Below are 20,846 nucleotides of genomic sequence, written 5' to 3'. Positions count from 1 at the left end.
TCCCCGGTGTCCAGAGCAGTGTACGGAGATCGCGTGACCCGCGCCGCAAAGTGCGACACACTGGTGTTTCTGTCACACTCCGAGACGCGCTGGGTCAGTCGCCCAGAAGCGCCACAGCCCGCACCGGAGCGCCGTCCGCACCGGGCAGATTGAGCGGGAACATCGACACCTCGACCCGCTGCCCGGACTGCTGCGCCGCGAGCACCTCGCTCAATCCGGTCAGATTCTCGGCGATGACCGCGTTCGCCCCACACAGAATCCGGTGCACCGGGATCTCCTCGGTGGGCGTCGGGTCGACACTGAGCGCGTCGATCCCGACCGTCCGCACGCCCGCCGCGATCAGATACTCGGCCGCCGCTACGGTCAGATGCGGATGGTTCACATACGCGTGGGTGCCCCAGTGTCGCGACCAGCCGGTGGCGATCAGCACGATCTGCCCCGCCGCCACCCGGTCCACGAAGTACTCGCGCCCGATCGCCCCGCCCGCCCCGGCCGCCCGCGCGTCGATGACCAGGCCCGGACCGGTGAACCGGTCCAGCGGCAGCTCGTCCAGCGTCGGCAGCGAGTCGTCGATATGTCGCGGCGCGTCCACATGCGTGCCCGTCTGCGATCCGAGATCCAGGTGCAGCACGTTCACCCCGTCGGCGGTCACGGTGAGCGCGGGCCGGATGGTGACCTCCGGATCGCCGGGATACACCTGCATACCGGACCGAATCGGTACCGAAAGATCGATGATGCGCACTTTCCGCCTGCCTCCCTGTGGATTTCACGCGATGATGACAGTCAGCAAGATCGAATACAGTCGCCGATGAGGAATTCGAGAATCGCTATGTCTGCCATACATATTGCCGTGTTGAACCGCAGTACCGTACTGACCGACGCGCAGGTTTCTGCCGTGGTCCCGGCATTGCAGACGCAGGTGCACCGGGATTGGGCCCCGGCGTGGGGGAGTGACGCCGACCTGAGTTTCGTGGCGACCGGCGCGCAGCCTCCGGCCGGCGCCTGGTGGCTGGTGGTCTCCGACGACTCCGATCAGGCCGGGGCGCTCGGCTATCACGACCTCACCAATGAGGGTCTGCCGATGGGAAAGGTGTTCGCGCGCAGCGACATCGATGCCGGCCTGCAGTGGACGGTCACGGCCAGCCACGAGCTGCTGGAGATGCTCGGTGACCCCGATATCAACCTGGCCGCCTACGCGTTCTCCAGCGCCACTGCCGGACGCATCTACGCCTACGAGGTCGCCGACGCCTGTGAGGCGGACCAGTACGGGTACGCGATCAATGGAATCCAGGTGTCGGACTTCGTGTTTCCCGCCTGGTTCGAGAACTTCCGCAAGGCGGGCAGCACCCGGTTCGACTACGGCAACCACATCACCGCGCCGTTCCAGCTGCTGCCCGGCGGATACATCGGTGTGTTCGACATCAATGGCGGCAGTGGCTGGCACCAGCTGACCGCGGAGAGCAAGCCCGCGCAGTACACCAAGCGGCCCCGGGTCGGCAGCCGCCGCGAGCGCCGCCGCACGCCCCGCGACCAGTGGCTGCTCAGCGAAGTGCGATGAGATCCGGCAGTTTCCGGAGGTCCGGCCGCGTCAGGGAGCTGTCGCGGCCGGTCAGCGAGCCCGGGCGTCGAGCAGCCAGCAGGCGGCGGTGAAGCGGGCCTCGTCGCCGTGCACGAAGGGTTCGAAGGCCGCCCGCACGGTCTCGATGACCCGCTGCCGGGTGGCTTCGTCCACCTCGAGCAGCGCCAGGCCGACCGGTCCCAGCCGCGAGAGGTAACCGACGAGCGCAGGTTCGGGCATGACACAGTCGACATCGAGCGGGCGGATGTCGATATCGGCCCAGCCGCTCGCCGCCAGCATCCCGGCCACGTGATCGTGGTCGGCGAGGGCGAATTGGCCTGGTGAACCGGGGATTCGGGGTTCGAGATTCGACAGCAGCGGCGCCGCGGCGCGTTCGGCCGCGGTGAAGAACGGATTCGCCTCCGGATCGCGCCAGACGATGCACCCGAGCCGGCCGCCGGGCCGGGTGGCTCGGCGCAGGTTGGTGAAGGCGGCGACCGGGTCGGCGAAGAACATCACCCCGAACCGGGAGGTGATGAGGTCGTAGGCGGCGGCCTCGAAGGGCTGGGTCTGGGCGTCGGCGCGAATGAAGTCGACGGGCAGGCCTGCTCGCTCGGCGTTGGCGCGGGCGGCTGCGATCATCGGTTCGGCGATGTCGACGCCGGTGCAGTGCGCGCCGGTTTCCCGCGCGAGGGCGAGGGTGGTGCCGCCGGTGCCGCAGCCGACGTCGAGGACGTCCCGGGCTCCGGTGTCGCGCGCCAGTGTCACCAGGATGTCCTGGAGCGGTTGCATCACCTGGGCGATGAGGTCCTGGGCGTCGACCCAGGCATTGCCGGAAGCGCCGTTCCAGCGTGCGGATTGGTCATTGTCGAGCGGTGTCGTCATGGTCGCTGTCCTTCGTCGGTGGACGGGCCGGAGAGCTACACTGTCCCAATTCAAGTCGGCTGGAGGTCAAGCTCCGAGGTGATCCCGTGAGCAGTCTGGATATCGCCGAGGTCGTTCGCCGATCGGGCGTCCCGGCCTCGACACTGCGCTACTACGAAGAGCGGGGCCTGATCGCCTCGAGCGGCCGGCGTGGGCTCCGCCGTCAGTTCGACGAATCCGTGCTGGAACAGCTGGCCCTGATCGCGCTGGGCCGCACCGCCGGTTTCTCCCTCGACGACATTGTCGTCGCCTTCGGTCCCCAGGGCGACCTGCGCGTGGACCGTGCCGTGCTCCTCGGCAAGGCGGACGAATTGGACCGCACCATCACGCAATTGACCGCCGTGCGCGACGGCCTGCGGCACGCCGCCGCCTGCCCGGCCCCGAGTCACGCGGAATGCCCGACCTTCCGGCACCTGCTGCGCGAGGTCATGGCGGGCCGGATCGCCGCCATCGACGCGCTGACTCCGTGACAACCGCTGTGCCGCACCGCATCTGAGCGATCCCACGGCACGCGGGCGTCACTCCGTCTGGTAGCCCGGATGCACGCCCGGGGCCAGTCCATGGTCGGCGGCCAGGCGAACCAGCAGCCCGGACAGGCCTACACCACCGCGCATGCCGGGCTCATCGATGTCGGCCCGTTGCTACTGGTGTTGTCCGCCGCGCTGGCCATTGCCGCCGGGCTGATCCAGCCGGTACTGCGCGGTCCGTCCATCGCCACCATCGGCGGTGCGCTCGCCGCCGGCGGGCTCACCTTCAGCGCCCTGTTCTCCTGGGCCGGCGGGCGGCTGAACGATGCCTCCGCACCGGAACTGGCCCGCGCCATCGCCGCTCAATGTTTCCGGGGGCCGGTAACTTTCGGCGGGCATGTCCCGTCATATGGGTATGAGCACCGAAGACCGGCCGGACGACGCGTTCATCGGAGCCTGGCGGCGGCATCGCGCGTACGTGGTGGATCTGGCCTTCCGGCTACTGGGCGATATCGGCGCGGCCGAGGACGCCGCGCAGGAGGCGTTCACCCGGCTGGCCCGCATGCGACCCGGTGAGGTGAGCGACGAGCGCGCCTGGCTGACCGTCGTCACCAGCCGCCTGTGTCTCGACGAATTGCGCAGTGCGCGAGCGCGTCGCGAGCAGGCCGGGGATCCGGGGCAGCTGGAGGCCGAGACACCGGTCGCACATGCTGTGCCTCTCGACCCGGTCGACCGCATCACCCTCGACGAGGAGGTGCAGCTGGCGCTGTACCGCATGCTGCAACGCCTCGCACCCGCCGAGCGGGTGGTGTTGATCCTGCACGATGTGTTCGCGGTGCCGTTCGAGCTGGTCGCCGACACCGTCGGGCGTCCCGTCGGCACCTGCCGGCAGCTCGCGCGCCGGGCACGGATCAAGATGTCGGAGGCGCGGCGGCCCGACGGCCCGGTGGCCCCGGCCGAGCACCGCGCGGTGACCGAGCGGTTCATCGCCGCCTGTGCCGGTGGGGATCTGGACGAATTGCTGGCGGTACTGGATCCGGAGGTCTGGGGCATCGCGTCGTTCCGGCCGGACTCGCCGATCGTGGCGCGGCCGAGCCGCGGGCCGGAGACGGTGGCCGCCAATATGATCGCGTTCTGGGGGCCCGGGGTCACGCTGGTCACGCATTCGGCGTTCGGGCGGCCCGCCCTGCTGGCCTATCGGGACCGGGAGCTGTTCGGCGTGCTCGTGCTGACGATTGCGGGCGATCGGATCGTGAGCATCGAGGCGACGGTGGATGTGTGAGGTAACTTTCCGGGCGGGCGTCCCGTCTTGAATTCATGACTCACAACAGGTTTCGTGCACGACACGAAAAACTCGCGGTAGCGGCGCTGTTCGGGATGATGCTGACCTGGAGCGCGCCGGCCGCGCACGCCGATCGGGCGGCCGATGCGGACCGGTACCTCGGCGTCTGGAACTACGTCCAGCCCAACCGCGCGGATGCCACCGATATCGCCTCGGTCGGGCAGTTCGGCCTCGAGCTGCTGACATTTCCGCAGGTCGGGACGGTGGAGTTCGCGAGGAGTGCGGATGGGGACATCACCGGCCACACCGATCAGGGCTGCACATGGCACTTCCGGGTGAACGGCGACGCCCTGGATCTGACCAGCACCGACCAGTACTGCTTCAACTCGGTGATCGGCTCGGGCTACAACATCTACTACTGGCACGTCACCGTGCGCGACGGGCGTGAGCAGGAGGTGATCCGCGCCAACAGCTATCTCCCGTACGGCACTTTCGATTTCGAACTCGCCAACGGCAGGCGGACCAGAGCCGACGCCGCCGATCCGGGAGACGCGGCACGGTTGTTCACCGGCTCCTGGGCGTACGACCCCGTGAATCTCGCCTACCTGAACAACCTCACCTCCCCGGGATATCAGCCGAAAACAGGTGTGGTGCAGATCGATTCGAGTGCCGGACCGCTGACCGCCCACACCGGCGACGGCTGCTCGTGGACCCTGGACGCCCACGGCAACACCGCCGAACTCGCACCCGCCGGCCAGACCTGCCGAACCCCCGGCGGCACCGTCACCATGTCGTTCTGGTCGATGGCCAGCGATGGCACACACCTGATCTCCATCATGAACAGCACCGACCCGCACGGCGATTCGTCCTTCCTCGCCAGCGGCAGCTCGACCCGGCAGCCCTGACCCGCGGCGGCTGCCGGGCCCGCGGGGCTAGCGGACGGCCCCGACGGCCGCCTTGGTGACGGCTGCGACCAGCGAACTGTCCGGAGTGGCGGTCTGCTCCGGTTTGTCGGTCAGGACGGCGATGACCAGCGGTGCGGAACTGCCTGCGGGCCAGGTGACGGCGACGTCGTTGGCTGCTCCGTAGCCGTCGCTGGTGCCGGTCTTGTCGGCGGTCTTCCAGTCGGCGGGGACTCCGGCCCGGATGCGTTCCTTGCCGGTGGTGGTGGCCAGCAGCCAGTCGGTGAGCTGGGCACGCTCGGGTGCCGCGAGCGCGTCACCCAGCACCAGGGCGCGATAGTCGGCGGCCAGGGCGGCAGGGGTGCTGGTATCGCGTTGGTCGCCTGGGATATTGGAGTTCAGGTCCGGTTCCCACCGATCCATGTGGGTGACCTGATCGCCGATCGACCGCAGGAAGGTATTGAGACCCTCCGGGCCGCCGATCAGCTTCAGCACCTGGTTGCCCGCCGTATTGTCGCTGATCGTGATGGCCGCGTGGCAGAGCTCGCGCACCGTCATGCCGGAGTCGACCCGGGTCTTGCTGATGGCGCTGCCGCCGATCACGTCGTCGGCGGTGAAATGGATGACCTGGTCCAGGAATCCGCTGGCGAGTGGGTGCGCGTGCAAGAGCGCGCCGCAGGCCAGACCCTTGAACGTCGAGTCGAAGCCGAAGCGCTCGTCCTGGCGATGGCCGAAGGATTTCCCGGTGCCGGTGTCGGTGACGAATACACCCGCGCGGGCGCCGTGGTCGCGCTCGAGCGTCTCGATCGCCGTGTCGGTGCTGGTGATCGAGGTGGAATTGCTCGGGGCGGATCCGCTTTTCGTCGCCGACGTGCAGCCGGCGGCGAGCGGCGCCAGCAAGAGGAGCGAAATCAGCGCATGGTATTTCAGGGTCGACAAAACAAGCCTCTCAATCTGTTTCGAGTGCTGAAGGTGTATTCGGCTCGCGCCGTACGGAATTGGTGTCGTGGGGAAACGGAATCGGTGTCGGGGGAGTCAGTGCGGGGCGCGCAGCATGCGGCCGGCGGCCTGCACGGCGGGCTCGGAGCTGCCCGCGTCACTGATGAAGACGGCGAACGCGAGATCCCCGTCGATGCCGACGAACCAGCCGTGCGCGTGCTTGTCGTCGATGTACTCGGCGGTGCCGGTCTTGCCGAGCAGACCGGGAATATCACGCAGTTCCGTGGCGGTGCCGCCCGTAATCGTTTCCCGCATCATGGATTTCACCTGATCGGCAATCCCCGGCGGCAGCGCGGGCGGCTGCCTGTCGGGCTTGCCGGGCTGGCCCTGGACTACCGTCGGCGGTTGGACCGTGCCCTGCGCCAGCGCGCCGGCCAGCAGCGCCATGCCGAACGGCGAGGCGGTCACCTTGCCCTGCCCGATGCCCTCCTCCACCCGCAGTGCGGGCGTGTCGGCGGTGGGCACCTTGCCGGTGACGGTGGTCAGTCCGGGCGTCACATAGTCGATGCCGAGCCCGAGCTGGGCGGCGGCATTGGTCAGCCCGTCCGGTGCGAGCTGGACCGCCAGCCGGCCCATGGTGGTGTTGCAGGACTTGGCGAAGGCGGTGTGCAGCGGCACCTGGCCGAGGTCGAAGTTGTTGTCATTGGGGATCTCCCGGCCCTCGATGTTCTCCTTGCCGGGGCAGGCGACCATGGAGTCGGGAGTGACCTGGCCGGCCTGCAGCGCGGCCGAGACGGTGACCGTCTTGAAGGTCGAGCCCGGCGGGTACAGCCCGGTCAGCCCGATCGGTCCCTGCGCGTCACCGGCCGCGTTCTGCGCCATGGCCAGCACGTTTCCGGTCGACGGTTGCACCGCGACAATGGCCGCCGGAGTGGTGATCGGAGCCAGCGCGGCCTCGGCGGCCCGCTGCAAACCGATATCGAGGGTGGTGTGAATATCGGTGACCGGCTTGGGATCCGGGCCGCCCACCCGCTGCGTGCCGTCGCTGCCCTGGGCGCGCACGGCCCAGCCGGCGGCGGCGTCGGCCCGCTGCTGCCACAGGTCGGAGAGACCCGAGAAGGTCGGGGAGGACAGGGCCTTGTCGACGGCCAGCAGCCGGGTCTGCTGGGCGGTGGTCACATTCGCGAGGTTCGTGAGGGCGGCTTGGACGGTGGCGTAATCGGATTCGCGCAGGGTGACCGCCGTGATCGGTTTGCCCTGGGCCGCGGCCAGATCCGATTGCAGGCTCGCGGCCGTGACATCCGGTGCGACCGGTTGCAGGGCTGCCGCGACGGCCGCCGGATCGGCTCCGGGCGCGACGTTGACCAGCGTCACCACCTGCTGGGTGAGCAGATCGCCGCCGGCGCTGTCGAGGACCTTGGCGGGGTCGGGGTAGACGAGGCTGTAGGACAGCGGGCCGACATCGAGGCCGGGCGCGACGGTCGCGGGATCCCACCGGATCTTCCAGTCGCCGCTGGACTGCGTGGCCCGGCCCGAGCTGGTGTACGTCCACTCGTTCGTGCCGTCCTTGCCCAGCTTCCAAGTGGCGGCCAGCGTGAAGGTGCCGCCGTCGTCGGTCTTCTCGACCTTGCTCGCCGCGAAATGCACCTGCTTGCCCAGGCTGTCGTAGAGCGGGCCGAGCGCGGCGGAGGCCTTGGCCGGGTCACTGGTGGCGTTGGCGGCCGCCGGTACGTCGTCGCGGTTCAGAGCGTCCGCGAAGCCGTCGACCGTCTTGGACAGTCCGGACGTGGCATCCGATCCGGAGCATGCCGTCGCCGTGACCAGCATGGCCGCGGCGCAGACACCGGTGAGGGCCTTCCTGCTGAACTCTGCCATGACAGCCACCCCAACATGGATCACCGGTGGCTGTCCAAGACCAACACGGATGAGAACCGATATAGCAATCGATATCGTCGCAGCGTGCGGGGTGTCGAGCGGCGGCGTCACGGGCGGTTGACGGGCCGATCGGGGCACCGGGAATGCTGGGGGAGTGGACGAGATCTTCCGGACGGCGGGTGTCGAGGGCCGGGTGCATGCCCGTTGTTTCGACTGTGACGGCGAATTCGGCTGGGGCGCCGACGAACCGGTGGTGTTGTCCTCGGTGGTGAAAGTGCCGCTGGTGCTGGAGTTCGCGCGGCAGGTGGCGGCGGGGCAGCTCGATCCGGCCGATCGGGTGCGGGCCACGGCGGCGGACCGGCTGGGCGGGGTCGGCACCGCGGGCTGCCACGACGATGTCGAATTCAGCCTGCGCGACGCCGCCTACTTCGCGCTCACCGTGAGCGACAATACCGCCGCCGACCTGCTGTTCGATCGGGTCGGCGTGGAGAATGTGCGGTCGCTGGCGCGCGAGCTCGGGCTCATCGGCACTCGGATCATGGGCTCGCTGCGCGACATCCTCTACAGCATGGCCGAGGACATCGGTGCGCGTGACCTGCACGAATTCGCCCGGCGCTACCCGGAATCCAGCGCAGCGGAGGTGTTCGGCTCGCGCGCGGTGGATCCGTTGCGCACCACGGCCGGGACCGCGCGGGATATGACCCGGCTGCTGTGGCTCATCGGCGAGGATCGCGCGGGTTCGCCCGAGGCGTGCCGGTTCGTGCGGGATCTGATGCGGCAGCAGGTGTACGGGCATCGGCTGCCGTCGGCGTTTCCGCCGGGCACCGACATCTGGTCCAAGACCGGGACGCTGCCCGGGATCCGCAATGAGATCGGGGTGGTCGGGTATCCGGATGGCAGCCGGTACGCGGTCGCGGTATTCACCGTGTCGCACAGCCTGGCGGGGCGGCAGCCCGCGGTCGATCGGGCGATCGGCGCGGCGGCGCGGCTGGCCGTCGAGCGCATCGATCACGGCCGGCCCGCGACCACATCCCACGGCCGGCGTTGCGTCCTGTCTTGAATCGGGGCCGGTCGGGACGCGCCGTCACCCTGCACGACCGCGACGATGAGGTCGGCGAGTTCCCGGACCAGCGGGTGCGGGGCGGCGGCGGGCCAGGTCAGGGCGAGCCGCCAGGTCAGCGTGCCCTCGGGCAGTGGCCGCCACACCACGCGCGGCTCCTTCTGCGCCACCAGGCCCTGGTCGAAGGCGACGCCGCGGCCGGAAAGCACCATGCCGAGCACGAATTCGGGATTGCGGGCGTGCTGCACCGAGGTGGGGCGGAAACCGTGCTCCCAGCAGGTGCGCAGGGTGGCGTCGTAGAGGCCGGGCGCGGCGGCGCGCGGGAAGATCACCAGTCCGTGCCCGGCCAGATCGGCCAGGGTGAGGGCGGCCCGCGCGGCCAGCGGGGAATCGCGCGGCAGCACCACGCCCAGCGGGGTCTCCACCGCCGGACCCGATTCCAGGCCGACCACATCCACCGGGTATTGCAGCAGCCCCGCGTCCAGTTGCCGATCGGCCAGCAGCCGCACCTGTTCGGCGGTGGTCAGTTCCTGGAGGTCGACCCGCACCTGGCGGCTCTCGAACGCGGTGAGGATGGCGGCCAGCACGCGGCCCGCCAGTTCGGGCGGCACGCCCACCCGCAGTGCGTCGATCTCACCCCGATGCGCCTTGCCGACCAGCGATTTCGCCCGCTCCCAGCGTGCGATCAGGTCCCGCGCCTCCACCAGCAGGATCTGTCCCGCCTCGGTGAGCTCCACCCGCCGGCTGTCGCGTTCCAGCAGCCGGGCCCCGATATCGGTCTCCAGCTTGCGGATTCGCTGGCTCAGCGCCGGCTGGGCGATCCGCAGCCGCTCGGCCGCCCGGCCGAAGTGCAACTCCTCGGCCACGGCGATGAAGTAGCGCAACTGACGCAGCGGATCCACCCGACCGACGATATCGGTTTCCTTATCGCCGGGTCAGGCCCGGGCGCGCACCTCGAGAATCTGCAGGCACCGCCCGATCGGCCCGCGCTCGTCGTGCAGCACGGTCGAGCACATCCCGACCCCGTCCGGCCCGATCGACGTCTGCACCGCGAGCCCGATCCACTCGCCCTCCGGTAGCCGGAACAGGTCGATCGTCAGGTCGGTGTTCAGGAACGTCCACTGATACGGATCCAGCTGCGCCCCAATCCCATTGGCCACATCCGCCACCGAGAACACCCGCACCAGCGGTGAGATCTCCTCCCCCTCGACCACCTCGACCAGGGGCCGCACCCACACCCGCCGGGTGACGTCGTCACTCTCCACCGCCCGGATGTCCACCGACTTCACATACCCGACATCCCACCCGTCCGGCACGCCCCACCCGATCTCGGACGCCTCCGGCACCGCCGGCAGCGGCGCGTCGGCCGTATGCACCACCGACGAACTGTCCGACGTGGCAATCCGCCACGCCGAAGCCTTGGCCACCGCCCGCCGGCTCCCATCCGCCTGCGTCGCCACCAACTCCGCCCCCACCAACTCGACCCGCCGCCCCGGCCGCTCCACCCACGCCCGCACCTCGACCTCCCCCACCGGCACCGGCCCCAAAATCTCCATCGTCAACCGGGCAACCCGCGCCCCCTCCCGAGGCGCACACCGTTCCACCGCCCGAGCCAGCAACGCCGAAGGCGGCGCCCCATGCTGCATGGAAGCCGCCCACACACTCACCGTCGACCCAGTAGCCCCAAACCGCTCGAACCCCTCATCCCCCACCCCCTGCGCGACGTAATAGGCCTTGGTCCCCGCCTCCTCCAACTCCGCCCGCTCCACCACTGTCACGTCATGCATCTGCGTCACCCAGCCAACGTATCAGCCCACGTCCAACCCACTAGACGCTGTACGACAAACACCCGATTCGGCCACCGATTCAGGGTCCTCACCGCAGGGCCAGGATGTCGCGATGAATCCGGTCGACGATCGCCGCGGGACTCCAGCTCGCGTCGATGCGGGTCTCATCGGCGAAGGGCAGGGGCTGCCAGCCGTGGTACCACTCGGCCATCTGTTCCGGCGAGAAGTCCGCCGCCCGGTAGCTGCCGAGGTGCCGGGCGACGGTCTCCTCCAAAGTGAGGTCGAAGCAGTAGTGCAGAGCGTGGTCCGCTGCGGCGGTGAGGCGCTCGAGCATCGAGCCGTACCGCCCGGCGTTCAGGATTCCCTCCACGATCACCACCAGTCCTCGAGCCAGACCGAATGTCGCGATGTGTTCCAGCAGTTCGATATTGGCCGCCCCGGCCGCGTCCGGTTCCCGCAGCATCTGCCGGCGCACCACGTCCTGGGGCACGACGAGGCATGCGCCCCGTGTGAACCGCTGCTGAACCGCGAGGGCAGCGGTCGACTTCCCCGAGGCCGAGTTGCCGCGAACAACGACCAGCACGCTCATATCGCTGGACGGTACCCGGAGAGAAGGAACCCGTGAATATCGTTCGGATACAGCGCAACCGGGTGGGGATCCGAATCCGGGTCAGAGTTTGTAGCCGATGGCGCGGAGGAGGTGGTGGCGATCGGTGCGGTCGGTTTCGGTTTCGATCCCGAGGGGCGGTGCACCGTCGACGACGCCGATGATGCCGCGGCCGAGGGAGGTTTCGGCTATGAGGACTTCGACGGGGTTGGCGGTGGCGCAGAAGATGGTGCAGAGCTCGGGGATGTGGCGGATCGCGTTGAGGACGTTCACGGGGTAGCCGTCGCGGAGGAAGACGATGAAGGAGTGGCCGGCGGCTAGGGCTGTTGCGTTCTTGGTGGCGAGGTCGACGAGGTCGTCGTCGTTTCCGGACCAGCGGATCAGGCGGGGGCCGGAGGCTTCGCAGAAGGCCAGCCCGAAGCGGAGTTGCGGGCCGGTGCCGACGAGGGCTTCGTGCATGTCCTCGACGGTCTTGATGAAGTGGGATTGCCCGATGATGACATTGAGCTCATCGGGATTCTCGATGGGCACCGCTGTCAGTTCCATCGGGCTATCGTCCCTCGTCACGCGGCCGGGGAACAAGATCAGGGAGCTGTCGGGGTGGGAATTCGGGCGAATTCCCACGGTGACAGCTCCCTGATCTTGTTCGGGCCAGGTTAGGGGACGGGGTCGGGTTCGGCGGCGGGGATCGATTCGGCGGCAGGGATGGATTCGGCTGCGGGGGCCTGCCGCTTGCCGAGGATGGAGTGGCGGCGGCTGTAGGTGAAGTAGATGACGACGCCGAGGACCATCCAGATGACGAAGCGGAGCCAGGTTTCGATGGAAAGGTTCAGCATCAGCCAGAGGCAGGCCAGCGCGGCGAGGATGGGGATGACGGGGACGAGCGGGACTCGGAAGCCGCGCTTCAGGTCGGGGCGGGTGCGGCGGAGGATGGGCACGCCGAGGGAGACGAGGACGAAGGCCACGAGGGTGCCGATATTGACCATTTCCTCGAGGGTGCCGAAGTCGACGAAACCGGCCAGGAGGGCGCAGACGACGCCGACGATGACGGTCAGGCGGACGGGGGTGCCGTGCTTGCCGGTGTGGGCGAGGCTGCGGGGGAGCAGGCCGTCGCGGGCCATGGCGAACAGGACGCGGGTCTGGCCGAGGAACATGACCATGACGACCGTGGAGAGGCCCGCGAGCGCGCCGATGGAGATGATGTTCTTCACCCAGGTCGCACCGTGCAGGGCGAAAGCGGTTGCCAGGGTGGCGTTTCCGCTCGCGAGCTCGGTGTAGGGGACCATGCCGGTGAGGATCAGCGAGACGGCGACGTAGAGCACCGTCACGATGGCCAGCGAGCCGAAGATGCCGCGCGGGACATCACGCTGCGGGTTGCGGGTCTCCTCGGCGGTGGTGGCGACCACGTCGAAGCCGACGAAGGCGAAGAACACCAGCGAGGCCGCGGCCAGCAGGCCGTACCAGCCGAAACTCGTTCCGCCGGAACCGGTCAGGAAGGAGAACAGCGACTGGTGCACGCCACCTGCCTGCGCGGAGGGCTGCGACGGCGGGATGTAGGGGCTGAGGTTGGACGCCTTGAAGTAGGTGGCGCCGACCACCAGCACGAGCGCGATCACGGCCAGCTTGATGGCCACCGCCACGGCCGAGACCCGCGAGGACAGTTTGGTGCCGGTGGCCAGCAGCACGCCGACGATGGCGATGATGACCACCGCGCCCCAGTCGAACGAGATGGATCCGACGTGCGCGACCGGATTCACCAGGCTGCCGAGCACCTCGCCGAGATACTGCGACCACCCCTTGGCGACCACCGAAACGGCAAGGGCGAACTCGAGAATGAGGTCCCACCCGATGATCCAGGCGATGATCTCGCCGAAAGTGGCGTACGCGAACGTGTACGCACTGCCCGCCACCGGCACGGTCGAGGCGAATTCGGCGTAGCACAACGCCGTCAGCCCGCAGGCGATGGCCGCGAACACGAAGGCCAGCGAGACCGAGGGTCCCGCGACCGTGCCCGCGGTCCGGGCGGTGAGCGTGAAAATGCCCGCCCCGATGACCACCGCGACACCGAAGATGGTGAGATCCCTCGCCGTCAGATCCTTGCGTAGCTTGGAATCCGGCTCATCGGTATCCCGGATCGACTGCTCGACCGATTTGGTGCGGAACACTCCGCTCGCGAACGCCACTTGTCGTCTCCTCTCTGAAACTACGGTGCGGCGATCAGAGTGCCCGCGGAATGGCGTCGAGACGCCGCTCCGCGAACCTGTTGGCCGCCGCTCCGGTGCCGATTCCCTCGGCCTTGGATTCCGCGATGATGTCGCGGCAGCGGTCGAAGATGCCCCTCACCGCATCTTCGACCTCGGCCGGTGCTGCCTGACGCAGTTCACCGGCCACCTGAACGAGCCCACCGCCATTGGCCACGAAATCCGGGACCCAGGTGATGCCTCGCTCGTTCAGGGCGTATTCCACTGCGGGCGTCGCCAACTGGTTGTTGGCGGCGCCGCAGACGAGTTTCGCCTCGATGGCCTCGGCGCTGGACGCGGTGAGCGTGCCGCCGAGGGCGCAGGGGGCGTAGACGTCGACCGGAGCGGTGGATACGTTGCTCAACAGTCGAACCGACGGATTGTCCTTCGAAATGCGTTCCAGCGCCGCCTCGTTCACGTCGGTCGCGCAGACCTCCGCGCCGTCGGCGAGCAGCAGCTGGATGAGTTCGCGGCCGACCTTGCCGACACCCTCGACGCCGACCGTGCGACCCGCCAGTGTGGGTGCGCCCCACACGGATTCGGCGCCGGCGCGCATGGCGTTGAACACGCCCAGCGCGGTGAGCCGGGCGCTGTCGCCGGAACCGCCCGCCGCGGTGCTGCGGCCGGTGACATGGCTGGTGTAGCGGCCGATGGCGTCCAGATCATCGGTATTGGTGCCCACATCGCCCGCGGTGATGTAGCGCCCGCCGAGGGATTCGACGAACCGCGCGTACGCCGCGAACAGCTCCTCGCTCTTGTCGAGGGCCGGATCGCCGATGATGACGGCCTTGCCGCCGCCCAGGTTCAGACCGGCGGCGGCCGCCTTGTAGGTCATGCCCCACGACAGTCGCAGCACATCGTCCAGCGCCGCGGCCTCCGAGGCGTAGGGGTACATCCGGGTGCCGCCGAGCGCCGGACCCAGCGTGGTCGAGTGAATCGCGATGATCGCCTTGAGTCCGCTCTTGTCGTCCTCGCAGAACACCACCTGCTCGTGGCGCCGGGCGCTCAACTCGTGCGAGCGGCCGAAAACCCCTGCGTCGGTGTGCATTGCGGTCACAATCGATTCCTTTCGTGGACGCCGCTTGTGGCGGCTGGGTGGTGGCCGCGTGGTGGGCGGCCGGGTGTCGTGCCCGGATTCCGGGCACAGGTCACCGCGGTACGGCGGCGGGAACGATGCCGCCGTACTGCGTCGGGTGTGGAGTTGGAAGGGTGAGCGGCCCGGGTCAGCCGTCGAGGCCGAGCTCGCGGAGGCGGGCGCGGTAGAGCTCGACATTGCCGAGCTTCACGTCCTCGTAGCCGCGGACCAGGTCGGGCAGGGCCGCCGCCTCGGTGGCGGTGGCGTAGCCGTCGGTGGTGAGATCGGCCGCGAGGCGGCGGACCATATCGGTGTAGTGGGACAGCAACTCCCGCTCCACCTTGCGGACATGGGCGTAGCCGAAGGGGTCGAGCTTGGTGCCGCGCAGGGACTTGCCCTTGGCGAGCAGCTTCAGGGCCACATGGGATTTGGGGGTGAGGCCGATCTTCTTCTTTCGGCCGAGGGCGCGGAGCACCGGGGGATGCAGCTTGTAGGTGAGGTTCTCGCCGCCCGGGACCTGGGCCCGCACCTCGTCGAGGAAGGCCGGGTCGACCAGCAGGCGGGCCACCTCGTACTCGTCCTTGTAGGCGGTGAACTTGTACAGCCCGCGCGCCACGGCCTCGCTGAACTCGGTGCGCCCGGTGACCGCACGCTCGGCGCTCCAGGCGGCCTGGACGGTGTCGATGTAGCGGCGGGCGACCGTGGCGTTCTGGTAACCGATCAGCTCGGCGGCCCGCAGTTCCACCAGTCGCCGGACCTCGCCCTCGAAGCTGGTGCCGGCCAGTAGCTCGGCGGGGGCGATGCGCGGAGTGCGCTGTGCCGCAGCAGTATCGGTGGCAGCCGCGAAGGCGGCCGGATCCGCGATGGCCACGCGACCCCAGCGGAATGCCGCGATATTGGCCGACACCGCGACCCCGTTGATGGTGATCGCCTCTTCGATCGCCGCGGCGGGTAGCCGCAGGCCGCCGGTCTGGAAGGCCGCCCCGACCATCAGGAAGTTGGCGGCGGCGGTGTTCCCGAACAGCTGCTGCGCGGCCGCCAGGGCATCGAAGCCGAACTGCGAATCCGACACCGCCGCAAGCCGATCCAGCAGCGGCCTGGTCTCCGGGTAGGTGACCGACTTGTCGTAGACCATGTCACCGGTCGGGGTCTGGCTGGTCGAGGCGACCACGACCGTCGCAGCCGGATTGCCGTACTGCAGGTTCTTGGGATCGGCGGCGGTCAGCAGATCGATGGCCATGATACAGTCCGCGCTGCCCGGGGTGAGCCGGTTGGACGGCTCCAATTCCGTTGTGGAGAACCGCAGGTGGGACAGCACCGGCCCGGCCTTCTGGCTGAGCCCGATCTGGTCCAGGCTCTCGACCGCGTACCCGGCCCGCAGCGCGGCGGTAGCCAGCACCTGGTTCACCGTCACGATGCCGGTGCCGCCGATGCCCGCGATCAGCACGTTCTGTGTACCCACTGGAGCGCCGAGCCCCGGATCGGCCACCATGGGCGGCTCGGCCGCCTTCCGGCGCTTCGGAGCGGTCGACTTGGAACCCTTGCGTCCCTTGGCATCCGGGTTCAACTCCACCGTCACGAACGACGGGCAGTCGCCGTCCAGGCAGCTGTAGTCGGTATTGCAGGAGGTCTGGTCGATGCGCGTCTTGCGCCCGAACTCCGTCTCCACCGGCTGCACCGACAGGCAGTTCGACTTGGTGCCGCAGTCGCCGCAGCCCTCGCACACCGCCTCGTTGATCACGACGCGGGTATTGCGCACCGGCAGCGTGCCGCGCTTGCGCTGGCGGCGGGCGTCGGCGGCGCAGTGCTGGTCGTAGATCAGGACGGTGACGCCCTCGATCTCGCGCAGCATCTTCTGCGCCTCGTCGAGCCGGTCGCGATGCCACAGCAGCGTGCCCTTGGCCAGCGCCTTCCTGTTGTGCCGCTTGGGATCGTCGGCGCAGATGACGATCTGCTTCACACCCTCGACGGTCAGCTTGTGGGTCAGCTTCGCGACCGTCAGCCCGCCCTCCACATCCTGCGCGCCGGTCATGGCGACGACCTCGTTGTAGAGCAGCTTGTAGGTGATGTTCACCCCCGCCGCGACGCACGCCTGGATGGCCAGCTGCCCGGAGTGGAAGAACGTCCCGTCGCCGATGTTCTGGAACAGGTGCGGCACATCGGTGAACGGCGCCTGCCCGATCCACTGGCTGCCCTCACCACCCATCTGGGTCAGGCCGGTGACCGCGCTGTCGCTGCGCCCGGACAGGGTGACCAGGGTGTGGCAGCCGATGCCGCCACCGCCGATCGAGCCCTCGGGCAGGGCGGTGGAGCGGTTGTGCGGGCAGCCGCTGCAGAAGTACGGGGTGCGCTTGGCGGACAGCACCTCCAGCGAAAGCGCCGGCGGCGGAGCCTTCTTCAGCTCGACCCGCTCGCGCAGCACCCGCCGCAGCGGGGCCAGCAGCCGGCCCGCGGTGAGCTCGCCGTCGAACGGCATGAGCGGCAGGCCGTTTCCGTCCAGCTTGCCGAGGATCCGCGGGGCATCGGCGGTGCCGTACAGGATTTCGCGGATCTGGGTCTCGATGAACGCGGTCTTGTCCTCGACCACGATCACCTGCTCCAGCCCCCGGGCGAACTCGGTGACCCGCTGTGCCCCAACCGGATACGGCATGCCGATGCGCAGCAGGCGAATGCCCGCGCGGTGCATGGCCGCCTCGTCCACACCCAGATCGACCAGCGCCTGACGCACCGCGTCGAAGGTGGTGCCGGTGGCCGCGATACCGATCCGCGCGTGCGCCGGATCCACCTCGATGACGTCGAGATCATTGGCCGTCCCGAAGGCGCGCACGGTGGCCCAGCGCGGCCCGTACAGGTCGGCCTCGGCCAGCACACTGTCCGCGGGCGCCGCCATCGGCCGCTGCCGGTAGGCGAAAGTCTTTCCCTCCCACTGCACTTCGGGTACCGAGATGGGGAGCTCGGCGACCGAGGAATCCACCGTCCACGCGCCGTCGGCGACATCCGCCACGATCTTCAGGGCCACGATGCAGCCCGAGGCCCGCGACAGCGCCACCCCCTGCATGCCCATGGTGATGATCTCGCGGGCATTGCGCGGGAACAACACCGGCACCCCCATGGCCGCCAGCGACCGCTCGCTCACCGCGGGCACGGTCGAGGACTTCGAGGCCGGATCGTCGCCCACCAGCAGCAGCACGCCGCCACGCGGATTCACCCCGTACATATTGGCGTGCCGGATGGCGTCGGTGGCCCGGTCGACGCCGGGCCCCTTGCCGTACCACACACCGACGACGCCGTCGTGCGTCGCCGTCCCGGCAGGCAGATCCGCCTGGCTACCCCACACCGAGGTGGCGGCGAGCTCCTCGTTGAAGCCCGGCACGAAGGCGATGTCGTGTTCGGACAGCACATTCGGCATGCCCAGCAGCATCTTGTCGACCCCGCCCAGGGGGCTGCCCTGATACCCGGACACGAAGGTCGCGACCCGGTGGCCGGCGCGCATATCGCGGACATGCTGTTCCACCAGCAGGCGGGCGATGGCCTGCACACCGGTGAGAAGGACCGGGCCTGCGCCGGACCGGTAGCGGTCGGCGAGGTCGTAGGGCGTAGCCGGTTCGGCCTGTCGGGCAGGCGCGCAGGCAACGTCGGTCATGAACAGTCACCACACTCTCCACAGCCCAGATCGTGAGCTGCAAACCAAGGGACCAAAGCGATCGGTGCAGCGAAATCTGCCGTGGTGTGTGATCCGTGTCAACAGATGCGCGAAAAGTTGATCAGACTGCTCAAAAGTGATCTGGAACACTGTGACGTACGTAGCATTTTGCTCGAGCGTCCGCGCGGAAGTCCGCTCGAGTGTCCCCGGCTCCGGCCCATCCTGATGCGCCGGGGCCGGCTCGTCATTCGGCGGGCCGGCTCGTCAGATGCTCGACGAGCGGCAGCGACCGGTACTCGACCGGAGTCGCGAGGGCCAGCATGGTTTCGGTGTGCTTCACGCCGGGAATCGCGTGCACGCGCTGGATGATGGACAGCAGATCCGGCTGGGACCGGGCCGCGATCCGCACCAGCAGATCTCCGCGCCCGGTCGTCGCGTGCACCTCGAGCACGTTCGGGAACTCCCGCAACGCCTCGACGATGTCGTTCATCTTGTTCTGGTTCAGCTCGATGCCCAGGAACGCGTGCACCGCGAACCCGATGGCCTGCAGATCCACGTCCGGCGGATACCCGCGCACCGCGCCGGACGCCTCGAGCCGCTTCATCCGCGCCTGCACGGTGTTGCGCGCGATCCCCAGCCGCTGCGCCAACTCCAGAATCGGCACCCGCGGATCGGCCGCCAACTCCGCGAGCAGCGCGGAATCGAGACCGTCGATCTTGATGCTCATGCCGCATTGTCGCACAGCGGCAGGCCGGGGCCGGTGGGCCGGAAAAGTCGCTCCGGCCCGCCGGTCGTGGCTCAGCTCAGGTCCAGGACCACGGCATTCCCGTCGTGATCGCCCGTCGAGGGTCTTTCGCTACTCGCGATTGCACCGCGCAGGGAGGTGAGCAGTGCGGGGGATACGGGGACGATCAGGTCCACGGTGCGATCGGCCGGGGTGCCCGCGGAGTGCGGTCCGCCGACCCGGGTGGGCTCGTTGAACGACAGCTCGCGATGCAGGGACGCGAGGTCGAGCAGTTCCAGGGCCGGGCCGGGGCGTTCGGGGGCCGAGTGATCGATCATGGTGGAACGGATGATCAGGTGATTCGAATCCTGCTGGGGGAGGGCCAGTTCCAGTAGGCGGGTCTGGCAGGGCCATTCGCACAGGCCGGAGGTGAGTACGTGCCAGAATCCGCCCGCGGGGTCCTCCTGCGGATCGGGACGGTGGCGCGGGGTCACCTCGTTGCGATGCTCGTGCCCGGCGATCCACAGCGCCACATTGCCGAAGCGGTGCAGCAGCGCCTCCAGATCGGCGGCGAGATAGCGGGTTTCGCCGTGCGGGTCGGGCGTCGTGTTGGTCAGCATGCCCAGACCGTGGTGGGAGGCGATGATCACGACGCGGTCCCGGTTCCCGGTCCGGACGATCGCGCCGTCCTCGCCGCGATACGACGAGTGCGCCGCGATCAGCTGATCGACCAGCCAATCCCATTGGCGTGCACCGATACTGCCGGTGACGTGCCCGGCGGGGTGGGTGGAGTCCAGCACGATCATCCGCACGCCGGGGACCGCGTCGTAGCTGTAGTAGGTGGTGCCCTCGATCAGGTTCTGCTCGGTGAAGCCGTGGCCGCGCGGCTCGGTGGGGCTGTCCAGATGGGCGCGCACGTATTCGGCCGGGCTGATGACCCGGCGGTCGGCCCGGGCGGCGATGGGTACGGCCGGACCCTGCGAGAGCACGGTCGGATCGGGCAGGTACCGCCGCATCGGATCGGCGGGCGGGTCGATGCCCAGCGCAGTCGGTGCGCTGTCGCCGGTGACCAGCGCCTGATACTCCGCTGTGACGGGCGCGCGGCCCTGGACCAGGCAGTCGTGGTTGCCGAAGCAGGCCAGCCAGGGCACGCCCAGGCCGCGGGTGCGGAAGGGGCGGGCGGCGGCCGCCAGCAGGCCCCGGACGTCGGGGAATCCGTGCTCGCGCTTGTAGACGTCGCGGGATTCCGGTTCCGGGTTGTAGAACTCGGCCGAGACGGCGTACGCGGGCAGCGTTCTCGTCTCGGCCGCACCGAAGTTCGGGTCGAGTACGGTGTCGCCGTCCAGCAGGGCGAGCAGGGCCGACAGCTCGTTGGACTGCGCGCTGTCGATATTGTCGCCGGTGGTGACGACGAAATCGATGGTGCCCGTGCCGAGTTCGCGCAGTGTGCGAATGGTGGCCTCGAAGGCATGCAACGCCACCGGTTCCTGCGGGCGGTAGGCCGGGAACATGAACTCCCACCCGGGCCGGCCCGCCAATCCGTGCAGAAAGGTGAGGCGGCCTGGGGAGACGGGATCGGCGATCTGGAAGTCGGTCAGCTGGACGAATCGCGCCACGGTCGCGCCCGGGTCGAGGGTGGCGCCGGGGGCGAGTTCGGTGCGGACCGACCGCGGTTCGGCCGGACCGCGTTCCAGGCCCCGATACCGGCCGTCCGCGTCGAGTGCCGCGCCCGGCCGGATCGTGTGATCGGGAAAGGTCACCGG

General features: G+C 69.0%; 19 protein-coding genes. 5 read left to right on the top strand and 14 right to left on the bottom strand.

What is annotated here, in order from left to right; translation table 11 throughout:
- Window positions 1–94: 94 nt before the first annotated feature.
- Window positions 95–742, bottom strand: coding sequence for a cyclase family protein (locus ACWEQQ_RS11250; protein WP_452348104.1), 648 nt, complete (start codon window positions 740–742; stop codon window positions 95–97).
- Between the two features lie 111 nt (window positions 743–853).
- On the opposite strand from ACWEQQ_RS11250, the gene ACWEQQ_RS11245 reads away from it, so the two are divergent.
- Window positions 854–1,558 carry a hypothetical protein gene (locus ACWEQQ_RS11245; protein WP_452348103.1) on the top strand — a complete coding sequence of 235 codons (705 nt, stop codon included), beginning with the start codon at window positions 854–856 and terminating at the stop codon, window positions 1,556–1,558.
- Window positions 1,559–1,609: 51 nt separating this feature from the next.
- On the opposite strand, the gene ACWEQQ_RS11240 is transcribed toward ACWEQQ_RS11245, so the two are convergent.
- On the bottom strand, window positions 1,610–2,443 hold the full coding sequence (locus ACWEQQ_RS11240) for a class I SAM-dependent methyltransferase (protein WP_452348102.1): 834 nt from the start codon (window positions 2,441–2,443) through the stop codon (window positions 1,610–1,612).
- A gap of 86 nt (window positions 2,444–2,529) precedes the next feature.
- Here ACWEQQ_RS11240 and ACWEQQ_RS11235 point away from each other — a divergent pair, with 86 nt between their 5' ends.
- Window positions 2,530–2,952: a helix-turn-helix domain-containing protein gene (locus ACWEQQ_RS11235; RefSeq protein ID WP_452348101.1), complete on the top strand. Its 423-nt coding sequence runs from the start codon at window positions 2,530–2,532 to the stop codon at window positions 2,950–2,952.
- A gap of 171 nt (window positions 2,953–3,123) precedes the next feature.
- Here ACWEQQ_RS11235 and ACWEQQ_RS11230 read toward each other — a convergent pair whose 3' ends face one another.
- A complete protein-coding gene (locus tag ACWEQQ_RS11230; RefSeq protein ID WP_452348100.1) occupies window positions 3,124–3,348 on the bottom strand; it encodes a hypothetical protein in 225 nt (74 codons plus the stop codon).
- 16 nt (window positions 3,349–3,364) lie between these two features.
- On the opposite strand from ACWEQQ_RS11230, the gene sigI reads away from it, so the two are divergent.
- Together sigI and ACWEQQ_RS11220 are read left to right on the top strand one after the other, a co-directional pair.
- On the top strand, window positions 3,365–4,231 hold the full coding sequence (gene sigI, locus ACWEQQ_RS11225; protein WP_452348099.1) for an RNA polymerase sigma factor SigI: 867 nt from the start codon (window positions 3,365–3,367) through the stop codon (window positions 4,229–4,231).
- 35 nt (window positions 4,232–4,266) lie between these two features.
- Window positions 4,267–5,136, top strand: a complete 870-nt coding sequence (locus tag ACWEQQ_RS11220) for a hypothetical protein (protein WP_452348098.1) — start codon at window positions 4,267–4,269, stop codon at window positions 5,134–5,136.
- Between the two features lie 27 nt (window positions 5,137–5,163).
- Here ACWEQQ_RS11220 and bla read toward each other — a convergent pair whose 3' ends face one another.
- Complete coding sequence (gene bla / locus ACWEQQ_RS11215) at window positions 5,164–6,072, bottom strand: class A beta-lactamase (RefSeq protein ID WP_452348097.1); 909 nt, start codon at window positions 6,070–6,072, stop codon at window positions 5,164–5,166.
- A gap of 96 nt (window positions 6,073–6,168) precedes the next feature.
- The gene (locus ACWEQQ_RS11210; protein ID WP_452348096.1) at window positions 6,169–7,947 is read right to left on the bottom strand and encodes a penicillin-binding transpeptidase domain-containing protein; all 1,779 of its coding nucleotides are present in this window, start codon (window positions 7,945–7,947) and stop codon (window positions 6,169–6,171) included.
- 154 nt (window positions 7,948–8,101) lie between these two features.
- Here ACWEQQ_RS11210 and ACWEQQ_RS11205 point away from each other — a divergent pair, with 154 nt between their 5' ends.
- On the top strand, window positions 8,102–9,007 hold the full coding sequence (locus ACWEQQ_RS11205) for a serine hydrolase (protein WP_452348095.1): 906 nt from the start codon (window positions 8,102–8,104) through the stop codon (window positions 9,005–9,007).
- Here ACWEQQ_RS11205 and ACWEQQ_RS11200 read toward each other — a convergent pair.
- The 9 genes from ACWEQQ_RS11200 to ACWEQQ_RS11160 form a co-directional block, all read right to left on the bottom strand.
- Entirely contained in the window at window positions 8,956–9,909 is a 954-nt protein-coding gene (locus ACWEQQ_RS11200) for a LysR family transcriptional regulator (RefSeq protein ID WP_452344074.1), read from the bottom strand. The two genes, ACWEQQ_RS11205 and ACWEQQ_RS11200, sit on opposite strands and share 52 nt — an antisense overlap.
- A 33-nt stretch (window positions 9,910–9,942) precedes the next feature.
- On the bottom strand, window positions 9,943–10,794 hold the full coding sequence (locus ACWEQQ_RS11195) for a thioesterase family protein (protein WP_452348135.1): 852 nt from the start codon (window positions 10,792–10,794) through the stop codon (window positions 9,943–9,945).
- 88 nt (window positions 10,795–10,882) lie between these two features.
- Complete coding sequence (locus tag ACWEQQ_RS11190) at window positions 10,883–11,383, bottom strand: hypothetical protein (RefSeq protein WP_452348094.1); 501 nt, start codon at window positions 11,381–11,383, stop codon at window positions 10,883–10,885.
- An 81-nt stretch (window positions 11,384–11,464) separates the two neighbouring features.
- Window positions 11,465–11,947 carry an adenosine-specific kinase gene (locus ACWEQQ_RS11185; protein ID WP_354834347.1) on the bottom strand — a complete coding sequence of 161 codons (483 nt, stop codon included), beginning with the start codon at window positions 11,945–11,947 and terminating at the stop codon, window positions 11,465–11,467.
- 110 nt (window positions 11,948–12,057) lie between these two features.
- Window positions 12,058–13,584, bottom strand: a complete 1,527-nt coding sequence (locus ACWEQQ_RS11180) for an amino acid permease (RefSeq protein WP_452344073.1) — start codon at window positions 13,582–13,584, stop codon at window positions 12,058–12,060.
- Between the two features lie 34 nt (window positions 13,585–13,618).
- Complete coding sequence (locus ACWEQQ_RS11175) at window positions 13,619–14,689, bottom strand: Glu/Leu/Phe/Val family dehydrogenase (RefSeq protein ID WP_452344117.1); 1,071 nt, start codon at window positions 14,687–14,689, stop codon at window positions 13,619–13,621.
- A gap of 175 nt (window positions 14,690–14,864) precedes the next feature.
- Window positions 14,865–18,359 (bottom strand): indolepyruvate ferredoxin oxidoreductase family protein, encoded by a 3,495-nt coding sequence (locus tag ACWEQQ_RS11170; RefSeq protein ID WP_452348093.1) that lies wholly within the window; start codon window positions 18,357–18,359, stop codon window positions 14,865–14,867.
- Between the two features lie 244 nt (window positions 18,360–18,603).
- A complete protein-coding gene (locus tag ACWEQQ_RS11165; RefSeq protein ID WP_452344071.1) occupies window positions 18,604–19,086 on the bottom strand; it encodes an Lrp/AsnC family transcriptional regulator in 483 nt (160 codons plus the stop codon).
- A gap of 71 nt (window positions 19,087–19,157) precedes the next feature.
- On the bottom strand, window positions 19,158–20,843 hold the full coding sequence (locus tag ACWEQQ_RS11160) for a hypothetical protein (RefSeq protein ID WP_452348092.1): 1,686 nt from the start codon (window positions 20,841–20,843) through the stop codon (window positions 19,158–19,160).
- Window positions 20,844–20,846: the final 3 nt, after the last annotated feature.

The organism is Nocardia sp. NPDC004123, assembly GCF_053603795.1.
This window is presented reverse-complemented; position numbering and strand designations above follow the sequence as displayed.

What these genes read in the sequence shown, in the direction of transcription:
- ACWEQQ_RS11220 (WP_452348098.1), top strand. Translation starts at nt 4,267, where the DNA reads ATGACTCACAACAGGTTTCGTGCACGACACGAAAAACTCGCGGTAGCG.
- ACWEQQ_RS11175 (WP_452344117.1), bottom strand. Translation starts at nt 14,689, where the DNA reads ATGCACACCGACGCAGGGGTTTTCGGCCGCTCGCACGAGTTGAGCGCC.
- ACWEQQ_RS11240 (WP_452348102.1), bottom strand. Translation starts at nt 2,443, where the DNA reads ATGACGACACCGCTCGACAATGACCAATCCGCACGCTGGAACGGCGCT.
- ACWEQQ_RS11170 (WP_452348093.1), bottom strand. Translation starts at nt 18,359, where the DNA reads ATGACCGACGTTGCCTGCGCGCCTGCCCGACAGGCCGAACCGGCTACG.
- ACWEQQ_RS11230 (WP_452348100.1), bottom strand. Translation starts at nt 3,348, where the DNA reads ATGCCCGCCGAAAGTTACCGGCCCCCGGAAACATTGAGCGGCGATGGC.
- ACWEQQ_RS11185 (WP_354834347.1), bottom strand. Translation starts at nt 11,947, where the DNA reads ATGGAACTGACAGCGGTGCCCATCGAGAATCCCGATGAGCTCAATGTC.
- sigI (WP_452348099.1), top strand. Translation starts at nt 3,365, where the DNA reads ATGAGCACCGAAGACCGGCCGGACGACGCGTTCATCGGAGCCTGGCGG.
- ACWEQQ_RS11210 (WP_452348096.1), bottom strand. Translation starts at nt 7,947, where the DNA reads ATGGCAGAGTTCAGCAGGAAGGCCCTCACCGGTGTCTGCGCCGCGGCC.
- ACWEQQ_RS11165 (WP_452344071.1), bottom strand. Translation starts at nt 19,086, where the DNA reads ATGAGCATCAAGATCGACGGTCTCGATTCCGCGCTGCTCGCGGAGTTG.
- ACWEQQ_RS11190 (WP_452348094.1), bottom strand. Translation starts at nt 11,383, where the DNA reads ATGAGCGTGCTGGTCGTTGTTCGCGGCAACTCGGCCTCGGGGAAGTCG.
- ACWEQQ_RS11195 (WP_452348135.1), bottom strand. Translation starts at nt 10,794, where the DNA reads ATGCATGACGTGACAGTGGTGGAGCGGGCGGAGTTGGAGGAGGCGGGG.